17 protein-coding genes and 1 pseudogene are annotated in these 14,991 nt (G+C 42.0%); 15 read left to right on the top strand and 3 right to left on the bottom strand.

What is annotated here, in order from left to right:
- Nucleotides 1-9 precede the first annotated feature (9 nt).
- The 4 genes from D8872_RS01290 to D8872_RS01275 all read left to right on the top strand — a co-directional run bounded on the left by D8872_RS01290 (nt 10) and on the right by D8872_RS01275 (nt 4,055).
- The gene (locus tag D8872_RS01290; RefSeq protein ID WP_125389686.1) at nt 10-1,365 is read left to right on the top strand and encodes a bacteriocin secretion accessory protein; all 1,356 of its coding nucleotides are present in this window, start codon (nt 10-12) and stop codon (nt 1,363-1,365) included.
- Between the two features lie 279 nt (nt 1,366-1,644).
- On the top strand, nt 1,645-2,223 hold the full coding sequence (locus D8872_RS01285; protein WP_125389685.1) for a TetR/AcrR family transcriptional regulator: 579 nt from the start codon (nt 1,645-1,647) through the stop codon (nt 2,221-2,223).
- Complete coding sequence (locus tag D8872_RS01280) at nt 2,220-2,900, top strand: ABC transporter ATP-binding protein (RefSeq protein WP_125389684.1); 681 nt, start codon at nt 2,220-2,222, stop codon at nt 2,898-2,900. Before D8872_RS01285 ends, D8872_RS01280 begins: the two co-directional genes overlap by 4 nt.
- 3 nt (nt 2,901-2,903) lie before the next feature.
- Nucleotides 2,904-4,055 carry an FtsX-like permease family protein gene (locus D8872_RS01275; protein WP_125389683.1) on the top strand — a complete coding sequence of 384 codons (1,152 nt, stop codon included), beginning with the start codon at nt 2,904-2,906 and terminating at the stop codon, nt 4,053-4,055.
- Nucleotides 4,056-4,201: 146 nt separating this feature from the next.
- Here the strand turns inward: D8872_RS01275 and D8872_RS01270 are convergent, their stop codons facing one another.
- Nucleotides 4,202-4,693 (bottom strand): NUDIX hydrolase, encoded by a 492-nt coding sequence (locus tag D8872_RS01270; RefSeq protein ID WP_221760744.1) that lies wholly within the window; start codon nt 4,691-4,693, stop codon nt 4,202-4,204.
- A 121-nt stretch (nt 4,694-4,814) separates the two neighbouring features.
- On the opposite strand from D8872_RS01270, the gene truA reads away from it, so the two are divergent.
- The 5 genes from truA to tig all read left to right on the top strand — a co-directional run bounded on the left by truA (nt 4,815) and on the right by tig (nt 9,075).
- On the top strand, nt 4,815-5,564 hold the full coding sequence (gene truA, locus D8872_RS01265) for a tRNA pseudouridine(38-40) synthase TruA (protein WP_125389682.1): 750 nt from the start codon (nt 4,815-4,817) through the stop codon (nt 5,562-5,564).
- Nucleotides 5,554-6,315, top strand: coding sequence for a bifunctional hydroxymethylpyrimidine kinase/phosphomethylpyrimidine kinase (locus D8872_RS01260; RefSeq protein WP_125389681.1), 762 nt, complete (start codon nt 5,554-5,556; stop codon nt 6,313-6,315). The genes truA and D8872_RS01260 overlap by 11 nt, the downstream gene beginning before the upstream one ends.
- Nucleotides 6,305-6,787, top strand: coding sequence for an ECF transporter S component (locus D8872_RS01255; RefSeq protein ID WP_125389680.1), 483 nt, complete (start codon nt 6,305-6,307; stop codon nt 6,785-6,787). The genes D8872_RS01260 and D8872_RS01255 overlap by 11 nt, the downstream gene beginning before the upstream one ends.
- 12 nt (nt 6,788-6,799) lie before the next feature.
- Nucleotides 6,800-7,363 carry a TIGR01440 family protein gene (locus D8872_RS01250; RefSeq protein ID WP_125389679.1) on the top strand — a complete coding sequence of 188 codons (564 nt, stop codon included), beginning with the start codon at nt 6,800-6,802 and terminating at the stop codon, nt 7,361-7,363.
- A gap of 428 nt (nt 7,364-7,791) precedes the next feature.
- Nucleotides 7,792-9,075 (top strand): trigger factor, encoded by a 1,284-nt coding sequence (gene tig, locus D8872_RS01240; protein ID WP_048763290.1) that lies wholly within the window; start codon nt 7,792-7,794, stop codon nt 9,073-9,075.
- A gap of 174 nt (nt 9,076-9,249) precedes the next feature.
- Here the strand turns inward: tig and D8872_RS01235 are convergent, their stop codons facing one another.
- On the bottom strand, nt 9,250-10,140 hold the full coding sequence (locus tag D8872_RS01235; protein ID WP_125389678.1) for a helix-turn-helix domain-containing protein: 891 nt from the start codon (nt 10,138-10,140) through the stop codon (nt 9,250-9,252).
- Nucleotides 10,141-10,355: 215 nt separating this feature from the next.
- Here D8872_RS01235 and D8872_RS01230 point away from each other — a divergent pair, with 215 nt between their 5' ends.
- The 5 genes from D8872_RS01230 to rpsI all read left to right on the top strand — a co-directional run bounded on the left by D8872_RS01230 (nt 10,356) and on the right by rpsI (nt 14,089).
- Nucleotides 10,356-10,724: a hypothetical protein gene (locus D8872_RS01230; RefSeq protein WP_185761363.1), complete on the top strand. Its 369-nt coding sequence runs from the start codon at nt 10,356-10,358 to the stop codon at nt 10,722-10,724.
- Between the two features lie 571 nt (nt 10,725-11,295).
- Nucleotides 11,296-12,027, top strand: a complete 732-nt coding sequence (gene rlmB, locus D8872_RS01225) for a 23S rRNA (guanosine(2251)-2'-O)-methyltransferase RlmB (RefSeq protein WP_125389676.1) — start codon at nt 11,296-11,298, stop codon at nt 12,025-12,027.
- Between the two features lie 157 nt (nt 12,028-12,184).
- Nucleotides 12,185-13,048, top strand: a complete 864-nt coding sequence (locus D8872_RS01220; protein ID WP_125389675.1) for a DegV family protein — start codon at nt 12,185-12,187, stop codon at nt 13,046-13,048.
- Between the two features lie 183 nt (nt 13,049-13,231).
- The gene (gene rplM / locus D8872_RS01215) at nt 13,232-13,678 is read left to right on the top strand and encodes a 50S ribosomal protein L13 (RefSeq protein WP_003026230.1); all 447 of its coding nucleotides are present in this window, start codon (nt 13,232-13,234) and stop codon (nt 13,676-13,678) included.
- 18 nt (nt 13,679-13,696) lie between these two features.
- Nucleotides 13,697-14,089 (top strand): 30S ribosomal protein S9, encoded by a 393-nt coding sequence (rpsI, locus tag D8872_RS01210; RefSeq protein WP_002902303.1) that lies wholly within the window; start codon nt 13,697-13,699, stop codon nt 14,087-14,089.
- A 92-nt stretch (nt 14,090-14,181) separates the two neighbouring features.
- On the opposite strand, the pseudogene D8872_RS01205 reads toward rpsI, so the two are convergent.
- Nucleotides 14,182-14,367 (bottom strand): annotated as a pseudogene (locus D8872_RS01205) (transposase); the annotation flags it as partial.
- 439 nt (nt 14,368-14,806) lie between these two features.
- Here D8872_RS01205 and D8872_RS01195 point away from each other — a divergent pair.
- On the top strand, nt 14,807-14,991 hold a 185-nt coding region (locus D8872_RS01195; protein ID WP_142999572.1), incomplete at its 3' end, for an IS110 family transposase.

The raw sequence follows: 14,991 nt of genomic DNA, 5'->3' as shown, positions 1-14,991 counted from the left end.
AGAAAGAAGATGGAAGAACATTACTTAGAGAGTGCCGAATTTTATAACCGTAGATATTCTAGCTTTTCTGTGCGCGTGATTTTACCGACTTTCTTCTTGTTGATTTTTGTGGTCTTATTCTCCCTCTTTGCTAAAAAAGAAATCACTATTACTTCAGGAGCCTCTATTGAGCCTAGCAAAATTCTGGCCAGCATCCAATCAACCAGTAACAATGCGATTGTCACCAATAATTTGAAGGAAAATAAGGTTGTAAAAAAGGGGGATCTTTTAGTTCAGTATAAGTCTGATAGTGAAAATACTCAAAAAGAAACCTTCTCCTCTCAAGTAGAAAGCTTGAAGGAGCAAAAACGGCAGTTGGAGCTGCTGCAAGAAAGTCTGAAGACGGGGACTAGCCAGTTTTCAGGAGAAGATCGCTTCGGCTATGAGCAGGCCTTTAATGACTATAAGAGTCAAGCTGCTAGCATCCGTAGTAATACCGAACAACAGAATTCGACCATTGCTTCTCAAAATTCAGCGGCCAGCAATTCACAGGCGGAGCTGGGAAATTTGATCAATGAAACCAATGCAAAATTGGCGGATTATCAAACGCTTAGAAATGCTATTCAAAATGGGACAAGTGTTCCTTCGACCAATGCTGGCTATAGCATTTATCAGGCTTATGAGGCGCAAGCCGCTGCTGATAGTCAAGGTCAGCTAAAGAGCCAAGTTCTGTCGCAGATTGACAATCAGATTTCGCAGTTTGAATCAGCTCTTTCGGGTTATCGGGTGCAGTATGCAGGTTCCGGTGCTCAGCAAGCCTATTCTGGAAGTTTGGATAGCCAGCTTGAATCCTTGAAAGCTCAACAATTGACTAAAGTTGGTCAAGAATTGACGGCTCTGAATCAAAAGATTTTAGAAGTTGAAAACAATCTCAAGGTTCAAGGTGGTATCACTCAAAAAGGCATGATCACAGCTACTGAAGATGGTATTCTCCATCTAAATCCTGAAACAGCGGGAGCGAATCTGGTTCCCGAAGGGAAGTTGCTAGCTCAATTGTATCCTGTTTTGACCAAAGAAAAAAAGGTCGTTATTACAACCTATGTGACTTCAAAAGATGTTGCTAGTCTGAAAAAAGGTGAGACTCTGCGTTTCACTGCAATGGATGGAAATAATAAAGAATTTGTTCTCAAATCTAAAATTTCAAACATTGACAACAATGCGACGAAAACGGAAAAAGGCAACTTCTTTAAGGTGGAAGCTGAAATAAGCTTAACGGATGCCCAAGCCAAGAAAATACGTTACGGTATTGAAGGTCGTGCAGTAGTCATCACAGGAAGCAAAACCTACTTTGACTACTACTTGGATCAATTCTTGAGAAGAGACTAAAGAAAGAATGGTCAATAAGTTTTGATTGAAGTTATTATCTCGTAAACATGAAAAACCAAAGTACAACCATGGTTTTTACAGATCCCTAAAAGATAGAGGAAAAGAGTTTGTTTGTTACCCTCTTGTTGACTAAATGAGGATCCCGTTTTATTTGGCGATTTATCATATAAAAAATCGAAGCCGAAAGGCTTCTTTTTATACTTGTTTTTTAATGTTTTGTGTGATATTATATTTTAAGAAACAAATGTTGCGCAACAATTGTATCTAAAAGGAGTTTTGATGCCACCTAAAAATAAATTTACTCGTGATGAAATTATCCAAGCAGCTCTAGGGATTGTCAGAGAAGACGGTTTGACTGGTTTGACTGCTCGTTCTCTGGCGGAACGATTACAGTCTAGCCCCAAGGTTATTTTCGGTCAGTTTGAAAATATGGAGGATCTAAGTCATTCGGTTGTTCGGGCGGCTGAATTCGTTCTGGTCCAATATATCCGTTCGGCTTTGGAGCGAGCCAAGCCTTTCAGAGCAGTTGGCATGGCCTATATCCTTTTTGCCAGTCAGGAACCTCAGCTTTTTAAAATTCTCTATCTAAATCCTCACAAGCACCCCATTGAGTCTTTCAAGGACTTTTTACCTCAGAAAGACCATAGTTATCAGCAGATATTAGAGTCGATTGTGGAGGACTATCCCATGTCCATAGAGAGTGCAGAGTTTGTTTATCAGCATTTATTTATCTATTCTCATGGTTTGGCTAGCATGATAGCATCGGGTATTTATTCTTTTAGTCAGGAGGAAGTGACAGAACGCTTAACGCAAGTATTTACTGCCTTCTTAAAGGAAATGAAAGGAAAGCAAGAATGATTAGATTAAAGGGAATTCGTAAGTCCTACAATGGAAGAGAAGTTTTAAAAGGGATCGACTTGGAGATTGCTGACCAAGATTACTTGGTCATTTTGGGAGCTTCTGGATCTGGAAAGTCAACCTTGCTCAACGTTTTATCAGGCCTAGAAAAACCAGACAGTGGTCATGTATACTACGGTGAGGAAGATCTATCTCAGCTGACAGAAGCTCAATTGACGGCTTTTCGTCGAGCGAAGATTGCCTTTATTTTTCAGCAGTATTTCTTACTTCCAAATCTTACAGTGGAGCAAAATGTCAAAATGGGTGCTAATCTAGCAGGCAATCAAGATTATGTCCGTATTTTGGAGGCTTTAGGTTTAGGTGATAAACTTCAGCATTATCCAAGTCAGCTGTCAGGTGGTGAGCAGCAACGGGTGGCTATTGCACGAGCCCTAGCTAAAAGACCGCGTGTCCTCTTTTTGGACGAGCCGACTGGAGCCTTGGACGAAGCAACAGGTCGTCAGATTCTAGCCTATATTTCAAGTCTTCAAGAGGAGCTAGGTTTTACGCTGGTCATGGTGACCCACAATGCAAATATTGCTCAGATGGCTAAGACTGTGGTTCATATCAATAGCGGTCAGATTCAAAGCTTAGAGACAAATAGCCAGCCCAAGACAGCCTATGAGATTGGATGGTAAGCTATGTTTTCAATAAAAGATTTGTATAGATTAGTCGTTGTATCAATTATTAGCTTTTGCGCGGTCTTTGTGACCAATCTCTTCCTAAATTTTTATCTGGATATCCGTTTACTAGATCAAACAAATTGGTTGCCTGAGATTCGAGCTGCTTACGATGCTCAAGTTGCGATTTCTTGGTTGATTGCATCAATTAGCGGAGCTGTTTTATCCCTAACATCGATACTCCTCCTCTTCTTTTACATTCGGCAATTTATTGACCAGCATAAGCCAGAATTAGGAGTTTTAAAGGCTCTAGGCTATAAAAACTGGGAAATTGCTCGAAAGTTTTGGCTTTTTAGTCTTCCAATTGGTTTGGGAACGAGCATTGGCTATTTCTCTTCGTTTGTCATGATGCCACATTTTTATCAGTTGCGTAATCAAAGCGGAGTTTTGCCTGAAATTACCATCCGGCAACATTGGCCCCTCTTCTTGTTTCTCGTTGTCTTGCCGACTCTTGCCTTTGCTGTTTTAGCCGTTCTCTACGCTAGTTATTGTCTACGTTTGCCTGCTCTAGACTTGCTCAAGCGGGTCAGCTCTCGTAAAAAGTCACCAAAAAGAAAAACAGTAAAGCAAATAAGGAAAGACCGCCCCTTTTTAACAGACCTTTCTGCCAGCCTGCTCTGGTCTAGAAAATTATTAATATTCTTTGTCGTTTTCGGTTCCATGTGCTTTTCAGCTATGATTCAACTATCATTTGGTATGAAAGAATTGACAGATGAGACCATTCAGATCATGATGATGTCAATCGGTACTGTCCTATCAGTAGCAATCCTCTATCTGTCTCTGGGAGTACTCCTGCAGGAAAATCAAGAAACCCTAGCTATTATGAAGGTTTTTGGTTATAGCAGAAATGAGTGCCATAAGAGTTTGTTTGCTCCCTACCGCTTTCTTGCTTTTTTGGGCTTCGTCTTAGGAACGGGCTATCAATACGGGATTATGCAGCTTTTACTCAGATTGATGGAAAAATCCATAGCTCAGAAAGTTGACTATGATTTTGATTTTGGAGTCTGCCTGATGACTTTGCTAGTCTTTGTCTTAGTCTATGAAAGTTTAATCTATTTATCCAACAGGAGGCTAGATCAACTGACTATTAAGCAAGTCATGTTGAGAGAATAAAAGAGGCTGGGACAAAAGTCCTAGCCTCTCAATTGTCTTTGGATTGTCGAGCAAGACGCAGTGGTTGAGTGGGCTCTACTACGCTGATTTCATCAGCTTTTACAGCCCTACTCAACTGTGCGGAGGTGGGACGACGAAATCGAATTCTAACGAATGACCGATTTCTGTCCCACTCTCTTTTTACTGATGATATGCTGGATGCCTATCTGGAGGTGCTTGAGGATGTGTGTGATGTCCTTTGGAAAAACTTTATAGTTCTCCAAGTCTGTCAGGGGAATCCAATAGACTTGTTCTTGGTTATGTTGGTAGTCAAATTGCTTGCCGTGAGACTTCATCAGGTAATAGAAGCAAATCTCATGACATTCTAGTCCCTTGAGGACGCCGGTTGAGTTTGAAAATAAATTTTCATGGACAAAAGCCAGCTTTTCAATCTCATACGTTTGTCCGGTTTCTTCGAAAACTTCTCGCTGGACAGCTTCTTTAGAAGTCTCTCCAAATCTGACTGCCCCTCCCACTGAATAGAAATAATCCTCGCTAGGAGAAGATATGACACAGAGGGCTTCCTCCTCAATGATGAGTGCAGCAGCCCGATAACGAAAGCGCTCCTGCCCTTGCCTATAAGAAATATCCTTTGCCATAGTATCCTCCTTGCATTTTTTAGTTTACTTGATTTCGCTCTTTCTGTCAATGCTTTCTGTACCCAGACAGTTATATTCTTTCTCTCTTGCGACAGGCTTTTTTTCCTGTTAAAATAGTGGCATGACTCGTTATAAAGCCCTTATTTCCTACGACGGACATGACTTTGCTGGCTTTCAGCGCCAGCCTCATGCTCGGAGCGTTCAGGAAGAAATTGAAAAAACCTTAACTCGTATTAACAAAGGCCAGCCCATTGTCATCCACGGAGCTGGTCGGACCGACAGCGGCGTTCATGCGCTTGGGCAGGTCATTCACTTTGACCTCCCGTCAGCTAGGGATGAAGAAAAGCTGCGTTTTGCCTTGGATACCCAGACGCCAGAGGATATAGATGTCATTTCTGTGGAGGAAGTGACGGAAGATTTTCATGCCCGTTACAAGCCGCACAGCAAGACCTATGAGTTTCTGGTAGATATTGGTCGTCCAAAAAATCCGATGATGCGCCACTATGCGACCCACTATCCCTATCCTTTGGAAATTCCTCTGATGGAGCAGGCCATTAAAGCTTTGGAGGGAACGCATGATTTTACGGGCTTTACAGCCTCAGGTACCAGTGTGGAAAATAAGGTTCGCACGATTACAAAGGCTCGTCTGACCTTTGATGCGCAGCGTAATTTTCTAGTCTTTACTTTTTCGGGCAATGGCTTTCTCTATAAGCAAATCCGCAACATGGTGGGAACTCTGCTCAAGATTGGAAATAAGCGGATGCCAGTCAATCAAATCGAACGGATTTTAGAAGAAAAGGATCGGCAGCTAGCAGGGCCAACCGCAGCACCTAATGGTCTTTATCTAAAGGAGATTATCTATGAAGAATAAGCTGATTTTAGCCCTTTCTGGCAATGATATTTTTAGTGGTGGTGGTCTTCATGCGGATCTGGCTACTTATACGGTCCATGGCCTGCATGGCTTTGTAGCGGTGACTTGCTTGACTGCGATGACGGACAAGGGCTTTGAAGTTCTTCCGACCGACGAGCAGGTCTTTGCGCAGCAACTCTCTTCGCTCAAAGATGTGCCGTTTTCGGCTATCAAGTTGGGCTTGTTACCAACGGTTGCCATTGCAGATCAGGCTCTGGACTTCATCAAAAAGCAAGCGGGCATACCAGTCGTGCTAGACCCTGTCTTAGTCTGCAAGGAAACCCACGATGTGGAAGTTTCGGCCCTCCGAGATGAATTGATCAAATTTTTCCCTTATACGACCATTATCACGCCCAATCTACCAGAAGCAGAGATCCTGACCCGGTCAGAGATCAAGAGTCTGGATGACCTCAAGGCTGCGGCTGTGACCCTCCATGAACTAGGAGCTCAAAATGTCGTCATCAAGGGAGGAAATCGTTTCAGCCAAGATCAGGCCCTTGATTTATTTTACGATGGCAGAGACTTTGTGTTGTTGGAAAGCCCTGTTTTACCAAATAATAATACAGGAGCCGGCTGTACCTTTGCTTCTAGCATAGCTAGTCAGCTTTTGACAGGTCAATCACCTCTTGAAGCCGTCAACTATTCAAAAGATTTTGTTTACCGCGCTATCCAGCGCTCAGATCAGTATGGAGTTATTCAATATGAAAAATAATCAGACAAGAAAAATCGCTTTGCTGGCTGTCATTACAGCCCTATCCATTGTTTTAGGGAATTTTTTCAAAATCCCTACGCCCACTGGTTTTCTAACCTTGCTAGATGCAGGGATTTACTTTACCGCATTTTATTTTGGTCGTAAGGAAGGAGCCTTGGTTGGTGGCTTGTCCGGTCTCTTGATTGACTTGGTGGCGGGCTATCCTCAGTGGATGGTCTTTAGCCTCATCTGTCATGGCCTTCAAGGCTACTTTGCCGGCTTCACTGGCAAGCAGCGTTATATCGGCTTGCTCTTTGCTGGACTTGCCATGGTCGGCGGCTATGCTCTCTTTGGTAGCATTTTGAGTGGACCGGGTGCAGCTATCGCAGCGATTTGGGGCAATGTCATGCAAAATATTTTTGGCTTGGTGGTTGGCTATGCCCTTTACAGAGCTTTTCCCTTTGTCTTGAAAAGAGCCGTTCAGCCAGAGTAAGTGAGGTAAGAGATGGATTTAGAGAAGCTTGAAAAGGAGACCAGACAGATCGCTACAGATGTCTTGGACAAGGCGGGTTTGGTTAAGGGAAATATTTTTGTCCTAGGTCTATCTTCTAGTGAAGTCATGGGGGGACACATTGGCCAGCATTCTAGTAGGGAAGTCGGTCAGGTCATTGTCAAGACCTTGTTGGATATTCTGCAAGCTCGGGGGATTTACTTGGCTGTTCAAGGTTGTGAGCACCTCAATCGTGCCCTAGTCGTGGAGCGAGAATTGGCAGAAAAGAAAGACCTAGAGATTGTCAATGTCCTGCCCAGTCTACATGCAGGCGGGAGTGGCCAGCTAGCGGCTTTTGACTATATGAAAGATCCTGTGGAAGTTGAGTTCATCACAGCCCATGCTGGCTTGGATGTGGGAGATACGGCTATTGGTATGCATGTCAAGCATGTTCAGGTTCCGATTCGCCCTCAGCTACGCAGTTTGGGTCAGGCTCACGTTACCGCCCTTGCCAGTCGTCCTAAGTTGATTGGTGGAGCTAGAGCGTCTTATATCGAAGATAGAATTCGAAAATCCTAGTAGGATAGAGGAGGAGAGGCTGGGACAAAAGTCCTAGCCTCTCAATTGTCTTTGAGATGTCGAGCAAGACGCAGTGGTTGAGTGGGCTCTACTACGCTGATTTCATAAGCTTTTACAGCCCTACTCAACTGTGCGGAGGTGGGACGACGAAATCGAATTCTAACGAATGACCGATTTCTGTCTCACTCTCTTTTCCCAAATGGCATACTTTGCCAGTTGATTCTCGTGCTGGTGAGGGAAATAAACCCACAGTGATAGGAGAATATTGTCTGCTAAGAGCTGGTCAATGGTCAAAAAAGAGTAAAAAGTAGCTTGGATTTCAGCGTATGAAAGGGGAAAAAGGCGAAAAATAAAAGGTGTCGCTTGAAAAAACTGCTACTTATGTTATAATGGATTGTATGCAAAAAATTTGAAGGAGAACTGACAGAATGTCTGTATCATTTGAAAACAAAGAAACAAATCGTGGAGTATTGACTTTTACTATCGGTCAAGACCAAATCAAACCTGCTTTGGATCGTGCTTTTAATGCAGTTAAGAAAAATATCGCTGTACCAGGTTTCCGTAAAGGCCATATTCCTCGTCCAGTCTTCAACCAACGTTTTGGTGAAGAATCACTTTATCAAGATGTCTTGAATGCATTGCTTCCAGCAGCTTATGAAGCAGCTGTAAAAGAAGCTGGTCTTGAAGTGGTTGCACAACCAAAAATTGATGTGACTTCAATGGAAAAAGGTCAAGAATGGGTGATCACTGCTGAAGTTGTGACAAAACCTGAAGTGAAATTGGGTGCTTACAAAGACCTTGAAGTATCTGTAGAAGTTTCTAAGGAAGTGACTGATGCTGAAGTTGATGAGCGCATTGAGCGTGAACGCAACAACTTGGCTGAATTGGTTCTGAAAGATGGAGCAGCAGCTGAAGGTGATACAGTTGTCATCGACTTTGTTGGTTCTGTTGACGGTGTTGAATTTGACGGCGGAAAAGGTGACAACTTCTCACTTGGACTTGGTTCAGGTCAATTCATCCCAGGTTTCGAAGACCAATTGGTTGGTCACTCAGCTGGTGAAACAGTAGACGTTGTTGTAACTTTCCCAGAAGACTACCAAGCAGCTGACCTTGCTGGTAAAGAAGCAAAATTCGTTACAACAATCCATGAAGTAAAAGAAAAAGAAGTTCCAGCTCTTGATGATGAACTTGCAAAAGACATCGACGAAGAAGTTGAAACTCTTGCTGAATTGAAAGAAAAATACCGTAAAGAATTAGCAGAAGCGAAAGAAGCAGCTTACAACGATGCAGTTGAAGCAGCAGCGATTGACCTTGCAGTAGAAAACGCAGAAATCGTTGACCTTCCAGAAGAAATGATTCACGAAGAAGTTCATCGCGCTGTGAACGAATTCCTCGGCAACATGCAACGTCAAGGTATCTCTCCTGATATGTACTTCCAAATCACTGGTACAACTCAAGAAGACCTTCACAAACAATATGAAGCAGATGCTGCAGCACGCACTAAGACGAACCTTGTTGTAGAAGCAGTTGCGAAAGCAGAAGGCTTTGAAGCTAGCGCTGAAGAAGTTGAAGCAGAAATCACTTCATTGGCAACAGACTACAACATGGAAGCAGACCGCGTTCGCCAATTGCTTTCAGAAGAAATGCTTAAACATGATATCGCTGTTAAAAAAGCAGTTGAAGTCATCACAAGCACTGCTAAAGTAAAATAATAGCTTCTAGTCAGCCCTAGTGGATGACAAATGCAAGCACAAGAGAGAACGATTTGTTCTCTCTTTTTTGATGTTGGAGGGATAGTTTAAAAATAGGAAAACTAATCTCTACATTAAAATAAGCTCTACAATTCCTACAAGGAGTGAACCACTGTAAAAATTATAGAGCTCATATCACAACATCCATGGAATACCCATTTCGTTTGATGCTTTAGTAGCATGAAATGCAGCTATTTCGTTTTCAATAATTTTTAATAACTCATCTTCCTCTAGTAAACGTAATATTTCAAGATTCTTTTGTATTAGCTCTTCATCAGCATCACAAATTCCGATTCTGGCCGAATGAAATGCAATTGCATCATATCGTTTAAGTAATTTTGCTGTTTTAATAACAATCGAACAAATATGACTGCACATCGGAAAGTGTTTGTAATAAAAATAAAAGGTGGATAAATTTGATAGGAGGGCTAGTTTTATGGGAAGGATATTTTGGAAATCAGAGTATTTTTCTAGTCTGTGAAGAATTAATTGAGTGGTATCTAGAATAGTCTCCGTAGGAAGGACAAAAAGAATGGAGTTTAAAATGTTGAAATCTGATGCATACCAGGTGTCATGGTGTTTTAGATTGTTCCATAAAATGTCAACGATATCTTGTGTCACCTTATCTCTGTTTGAAATTCCATTCTTTCTGACTTGAAGTATGACTGTCAAGGATTGGTGCAATTTTTGGATAGAGATATCCCAATGAGTTTTTAGATAAGATTCACATTTTTTATAAATAGTTTCAAGTTCTCCTACTCCACTAATTGAATGAATATTGCTGATTTGATTTAATAGTTGGGTATGTTCACTAGGATGGTAAAGATTACAAATATAATCAAATTCATCAAAGCTCATATTAATTTGCTGAAGTAAAAAAGCCATGTTCTCATACTTTGGAACGNCAAGTCCATTCTCTATTTTAGAGAGTGTTGTAGGAGACAGTACATTGCCACACACATCTGACTGAGTGAGATTTTTAGACTTTCTAATTTCTTTATAAACTTTTCCAAAATCATATCTCATATCATAATCTCCAAAAAAACTTGAAAATAGTTAAAACAATACTACATGATTCTGACTACATTATATAATTTAGTAAGGAGGAATGCAAAGAAATATAAAAATTTCAAGTCGTAAATTATGTTGTGTCATTTTCTTATATATTCTTACTAAACTCTATGTTAGGCTAGAGAACTGTGTAGAATATAGAACTTAGAAATAAGAAAGTAGGTCAAAAAATGGCTAAGAAAAAGATGCTGTTAACTTTATCAGTCGTAGCATTAGGAATTGCTTCATATGCTTTGCTGAAACCAGTTATTGCAGAAACAACAATCGGTAAAACAAACGAAAATCAGACGATTTCAATTTATAAGAATTTACTAAAAGGTAAATCTGAAAAAGAAATTAATGACTACTTTTCAGGTTTATCAGACAGTAAACTGATCATTGCAGACAAATCAGGTGGTTTTACAACTAGCTCTACAGATGACTACAGTAATCCAGTAGAGACAACTGATGAGAATGGCAATAAAGAATTAAAATCTTTCCAAGATAAAAGTGTTGCTGCAACAGTTGGTGAAATCAAAGAAGCACTTAAGAATAACTAAATCAGACAACTTGCTGATGTTAATTGCTAGTTGCTGAATTAGAGAGAAAAGTTCCACTGAAAAGTGGAACTTTTTTTGTTGCATGTTTAGATTTTGGGCTCTATGATAAAAAGCTTGACCTATTGGAGTGACCGCTTAGAGGAAGTATGTCTAGCTTAAGCCTCGGCTAATCGCTTTCCCTATAGATTAATGCCAACCTAGACCTCGGCTGGTCACTTTTCCTATAGATTCATGGCAACCTAGGCCTCGGCTGGTCACTTTTCCTATAGATTCGTGGCAATCTAGGCCTCGGCCGGTTACTTTCCTTTAGTTTTTGAGGTAAATGATACTTTTTGTTAACTATTGGCCAAAAGTAAGTATTTGACGAGAAGGGATATCTCTTGTTTGGAAAACGGCTAGCGGAACTGGCTAGTCTAGCTGGTTTCTAAGTCTCAGATAAGGAATTGTTTCAAAAATAAATAGGATACTAAAATGCAGTTTTTAGCTGATTGCTGAGAAATGCTCGGCTGTCATAGAGAGATATTTAGTTTTTAGACAGATTTTTTTGGGGAGCTTGTGATATACTGTTAGTATGGAAAAAAATGATATTGTTTACGGCGTGCATGCTGTGACCGAGGCCTTGATGGCCAATACGGGAAATAAACTTTACATTCAGGACGACTTGCGTGGGAAAAACGTGAGCAAGCTGAAAGATCTAGCTGCAGAAAAGAAGGTCTCTATCTCTTGGACCCCCAAGAAAACCTTGCAGGAGATGACGGATGGAGCCGTTCACCAAGGCTTTGTCTTGCGGGTATCGGAGTTTGCCTATGCAGATTTGGTGGATGTTTTGAAAAAAGCGGAGCAGGAAGAGAATCCTCTGCTGTTGATTTTGGATGGCTTGACAGACCCGCATAATCTAGGCTCTATCTTGCGCACGGCTGACGCGACCAATGTCACGGGAGTGATCATTCCTAAGCACCGAGCAGTCGGCGTGACACCAGTTGTGGCCAAGACCTCTACAGGCGCTATCGAGCACATTCCCATTGCCCGTGTGACCAATCTCAGCCAGACCCTGGACAAGCTCAAGGAAGCTGGCTTCTGGATTTTTGGGACGGATATGCAGGGAACGCCTGTTCATAAGTGGAATACGGCAGGTAAGCTAGCCCTCATCATCGGCAACGAAGGTAAGGGCATTTCCAGCAACATCAAGAAGCAGGTGGACGAGATGTTGACCATTCCCATGAATGGTCATGTCCAAAGCCTCAATGCCAGCGTCGCAGCAGCCATTCTCATGTATGAAGTCTTTAGAAATCGGGTGGGCTAATGTATCCTAGACTGACCGAGCGAAATAGCTTTCCTAAGAAGTAAGCAATTTCCAGTAGCCAGTCCCGATATGGTGGCAGTCAAAGCACCACTACTAACCCGCTTATGTCCATGGAGGTAACCTCTCTGTGGGAACTGAAAAATGATGGAGAAAAATAATGACCTTTAAAATTTTAACGGATTCGACAGCAGACTTGCCAGAAAGCTGGACCCAAGAACATGATGTGCAGGTTCTGGGCTTGACCATTCAGCTGGACGGGCAAACCTACGAGACTGTCGGATCGGATAAGCTGACCAGTGAGCAGCTTTTAGCCAAGATGGAGTCGGGCAGCAAGCCGACTACCAGCCAGATCAATGTTGGCCAATTTGAAGATGTTTTCCGCCAGTATGCTCAGGAGGGCACAGCAGTTCTCTATGTGGCTTTTGCTTCAGCCTTGTCTGGAACCTACCAAAGTGCAGTCATGGCGCGGGAGATGGTCTTAGAGGATTATCCTGAGGCGATCATCACCATCCTTGATACCAAGGCAGCTTCGATGGGTGAAGGGCTCTTGGTCATGAAGGCTGTAGAAGCGAGAGCAGCAGGTCAAAGCTTAGAGCAGACGGCAGACTTGCTTCAAAGTCTAGTGCCTAGAGTAAAGACCTATTTCTTGGTGGATGACCTCAACCACCTTATGCGGGGTGGCCGTATTTCCAAGGCAGCGGCTCTCATGGGAAGCTTGGTCAATATCAAGCCCATCATCGCGGTGACAGCTGATGGAAGTCTGGATTCGGTCGCTAAGGTGCGAGGCAAGAAGAAGGCGCAGGCTGAGGTGGTTCGGATGACTCTAGAGACCATTTCTGAGCCACTTGTAGTCATTGCCTATGCAGGCGATAAAGAAGTCGCTGAAAATGTCAGGGAGCAACTTTTAGCTTCTGGACAGGTCACAGAAGTCCTTATCCTGCCTCTTGGTCCGGTTATTTCTACGCATACCGGCCCAGGTACTCTAGGACTCTTTAGCATTGGCAGTGAACTTTCAGACTAAATAGAAATGAAATCGTTATTTTATAAATAATTGCATCAAATATATTGACTTTTGGTTAGAAAATTTGGTATGATAGTAGGCGGTATTGTTTACCCCATTTGTAAGGCCCCGGAACCTTTCAAATAACCCGCGGACCGGAACATCCGCCCTGTAAACAAAAACGATATTCATATAGGAGAAATCATGAACAAAACAACATACATGGCTAAGCCAGGTGAAGTTGAACGCAAATGGTATGTAGTAGACGCTACTGATGTACCTCTTGGACGCCTTTCTGCAGTTGTAGCAAGCGTACTTCGTGGAAAAAACAAACCAACATTCACACCACACACTGATACAGGTGACTTCGTAATCGTTATCAACGCTGAAAAAGTTAAATTGACTGGTAAAAAAGCAACTGATAAAGTTTACTACACTCACTCAATGTACCCAGGTGGTTTGAAGTCTATCACTGCTGGTGAACTTCGCTCTAAGAACGCTGTTCGTTTGATCGAAAAATCAGTTAAAGGTATGCTTCCACACAATACTCTTGGCCGCGCTCAAGGTATGAAGTTGAAAGTATTTGTAGGCGCTGAGCACACTCACGCTGCACAACAACCAGAAGTTCTTGATATTTCAGGACTTATCTAAGGAAAGGAACAATAAAGTATGTCACAAGCACAATATGCAGGTACTGGACGTCGTAAAAACGCTGTTGCACGCGTTCGCCTTGTTCCAGGAACTGGTAAAATCACTGTAAACAAAAAAGATGTTGAAGAGTACATCCCACACGCTGACCTTCGTTTGGTTATCAACCAACCATTCGCAGTTACTTCAACTGTTGGTCAATACGACGTTTTTGTAAACGTTGATGGTGGTGGTTACGCTGGTCAATCAGGAGCTATCCGTCACGGTATCGCTCGTGCCCTTCTTCAAGTAGACCCAGACTTCCGTGATTCATTGAAACGCGCAGGCCTTCTTACTCGTGATGCTCGTATGGTAGAACGTAAGAAACCAGGCTTGAAGAAAGCTCGTAAAGCATCACAATTTAGTAAACGTTAAAACTTATTTACACTTATTGAAAGCATTTCGTATCAAAAATACGGGATGCTTTTTCTGTTCACCCCAAATATTTGAACCTTGAATTTCCTTTAATACGTTCCGTTACGACTGTTGGCTTTAAAATAATTAGCTTTATCGTAAGGCTCATACCCTAAAAAGGCTGATAACTCTGCTTGAAGCAGATCGTTCATAACTGTTTCAAGGGATGAACGAAAAAATCCATCAATATCTTGCTTTTGGGCTAAGAAGTTAAGTAGTTCTGTGGTAAACTGAGTCATAGGAATAAACCTCGTTCTAGTAATGTTTCGTAACTCTACTATAACGGATTTCTTCCTTTTTGTGTTTACACAACTTATTTTACACTACCAAAAGAACTTTAGCTATTGGGTATGCAAGCTAAAGTTCTTGGCTCTATAATTTCTGTAGTAGGTAAAGCCACCATAGGAATTATAGAGTCTATTTTGTTGTAGAAAACATACTAAGATTAGTAGTGAAGAAATCTCCGACGCGAGAGAGTACTCACTACTTTTTCTTTATGTTAAAGTAGTGGTGTCTTGTAAAGTCGTGGGGCTCTATGGCGCTAGACGTCGTTTGACAAACTGGCAAGACACCTTGTTTTAGGTGGAGTTTGATCAAAGTATGTGGGACGCTAAACGTCGCGTATTGAAAATAAAATCACTAAAACATGGAATTATTCAAGACAAAAGAGGTAATGTCATGCGTGTAGTATTTGGAATTGATGGCAGTAAAACAAGTTCTGAGGTGGCCATTTTAGTCAACGGTGAGAAGGTTCATGGCTACACCATACTCAATGATGCCATTGGATTCAATCGCCTGTTGGGCGACTTGAAAACTGTTCATAACCCTGAGATTATATTTGAGGCTACAGGCGTCTATTCTCG

Origin of the sequence: Streptococcus cristatus (assembly GCF_003943815.1) — a bacterium.
Lineage (GTDB): Bacteria > Bacillota > Bacilli > Lactobacillales > Streptococcaceae > Streptococcus > Streptococcus cristatus_F.
This window is presented reverse-complemented; position numbering and strand designations above follow the sequence as displayed.